The 2,243-nt window shown below is 65.6% G+C and carries 4 protein-coding genes; all 4 read left to right on the forward strand.

Features of this window, described 5'->3' with window-relative positions; all coding sequences use genetic code 11:
- On the forward strand, window positions 1-811 hold an 811-nt coding region (locus tag SE91_RS04900; protein WP_156489951.1), incomplete at its 5' end, for a response regulator.
- Between the two features lie 22 nt (window positions 812-833).
- Window positions 834-1,304, forward strand: coding sequence for a chemotaxis protein CheW (locus tag SE91_RS04905; RefSeq protein WP_060734982.1), 471 nt, complete (start codon window positions 834-836; stop codon window positions 1,302-1,304).
- A gap of 67 nt (window positions 1,305-1,371) precedes the next feature.
- Window positions 1,372-1,737, forward strand: coding sequence for a response regulator (locus SE91_RS04910; protein ID WP_007600538.1), 366 nt, complete (start codon window positions 1,372-1,374; stop codon window positions 1,735-1,737).
- Window positions 1,738-1,812: 75 nt separating this feature from the next.
- On the forward strand, window positions 1,813-2,243 hold a 431-nt coding region (locus SE91_RS04915), incomplete at its 3' end, for a response regulator (RefSeq protein ID WP_156489952.1).

The raw sequence follows: 2,243 nt of genomic DNA on the forward strand, positions 1-2,243 counted from the left end.
GCTCGTCTTCCGCGCCGGCTCGTCCCAGCCCAAGGCGGTCCCGCTCGGACTGGTCACCCGCCTCGAAGAGCTGCCCGCCGACAAGATCGAGTTCAGTAACGGCCGCTACATGGTGCAGTACCGCGAGCAGCTGATGCCGCTGGTTGCCATGGAGGGCGTCACCATTGCGAGCCAGGGCGCCCAGCCGATCCTGGTGTTTGCCGATGACGGCCGCTCCATGGGCCTCGTCGTCGACGAGATCATCGACATCGTCGAGGAACGGCTCAACATCGAGGTCGGCGGCTCCGCCTCCGGCATTCTCGGCTCGGCCGTGATCAAGGGCCAGGCCACCGAGGTGATCGACGTCGGCCACTTCCTGCCGATGGCGTTCGCCGACTGGTTCACCCGCAAGGAGATGAAGCCGTCGATGCACTCGCAGTCGGTGCTTTTGGTCGACGACAGCGCGTTCTTCCGCAACATGCTGGCCCCCGTCCTCAAGGCCGCCGGCTACCGCGTCCGCACCGCGCCGACCGCGCAGGAGGGCTTAGCGGCGCTGCGCGCGCAGAGCTTCGACGTGGTGCTGACCGACATCGAGATGCCCGACATGAACGGGTTCGAGTTCGCCGAAGTGATCCGCTCCGACAACAATCTCGGCTCGATGCCGATCATCGGCCTGTCCGCCCTGGTGTCGCCGGCGGCGATCGAGCGCGGCCGTCAGGCCGGCTTCCACGACTACGTCGCCAAGTTCGACCGTCCCGGTCTGATCGCGGCGCTGAAGGAGCAGACCGCGGGCGCCGCCGGCGCCTCCGAGCTGAGCCGCGCGGCAGCCTAAGCAGGACCTGAGGAGAGACGAGATGAGCAAGAAGACGCAAGTGGGCGAAGGCGCCATGGTCGAATACGTCACCGCGATGATCGGCGGCCAGCTGTTCGGCCTGCCGATCTCCCGCGTCCAGGACGTGTTCATGCCCGAGCGCGTCACCCGCGTGCCGCTGTCCTCGCGCGAGATCGCGGGCGTCCTCAATCTGCGCGGCCGCATCGTCACCGTGGTCGACATGCGCGCACGCCTCGGCCTGCCCAAGGCCGAGGACGGCAAGGTGCCGATGGCGGTCGGTGTCGACCTGCGCGGCGAATCCTACGGCCTGCTGATCGACCAGATCGGTGAAGTCCTGCGCCTGCCCGAGGCCGGCATGGAGGAGAACCCCGTCAATCTCGATCCCCGCATGGCCAAGCTCGCCGGCGGCGTCCATCGCCTCGACGGCCAGCTCATGGTCGTCCTCGACGTCGATCGCGTCCTCGAACTCGCGCCCGAAATGATGGCGGCCTGATACGGAATTGCCGCCGACGTGCCAGTAATTGGAAGTGCCCCCCAAAGGGGAGGAAGCAGAGGCTCAGATGCGTACTTGTCTCGTCGTTGATGATTCCAGCGTCATCCGCAAGGTTGCGCGCCGGATCCTTGAGGGCCTCGACTTCCAGATCCTCGAAGCCGAGGACGGTGAGAAGGCGCTCGAAGCCTGCAAGCGCGGCCTGCCCGATGCGGTGCTGCTCGACTGGAACATGCCCGTGATGGACGGCTACGAGTTTCTCGGCCATCTCAGGCGCATGCCCGGCGGCGACCAGCCCAAGGTGGTGTTCTGCACCACCGAGAACGACGTTGCCCACATCGCCCGCGCGCTGCACGCAGGTGCCAACGAGTACATCATGAAGCCCTTCGACAAGGACATCGTGACGGCGAAGTTCCAGGAAGTCGGCCTGATCTGAGCGAACGCCCGGAGGCTGGACGGATCCTTCGGCGCCTGTTTTCAACTGAACCGTTTCAGCCTGAGTTGGTGAGTAATGAGTGTTGCGTTCGCAGGTAATTCGACTACGGGCTCGTCGCGCGAAGCCGGGCCGCTGCGGGTGATGATCGTCGATGACTCCGTCGTCATCCGAGGTCTGATCTCGCGCTGGATCGGTGCCGAGCACGACATGGAAGTCGCGGCCTCCCTGCGCACCGGGCTCGAGGCGGTCAACCAGATCGAACGGATCAACCCCGACGTCGCCGTGCTCGATATCGAAATGCCCGAGCTCGACGGCCTGTCGGCGCTGCCGCAGCTTCTTGCGAAGAAGCGCGACCTCGTCATCATCATGGCTTCGACGCTGACCCGCCGCAACGCGGAGATCAGCTTCAAGGCGCTGTCGCTCGGCGCGGCCGATTACATTCCAAAGCCGGAATCGACGCGCGAGGCGTCGGCCGCGGACATCTTCCACCACGATCTGATCCAGAA

The organism is Bradyrhizobium sp. DOA1, assembly GCF_001593325.1.
Lineage (GTDB): Bacteria > Pseudomonadota > Alphaproteobacteria > Rhizobiales > Xanthobacteraceae > Bradyrhizobium.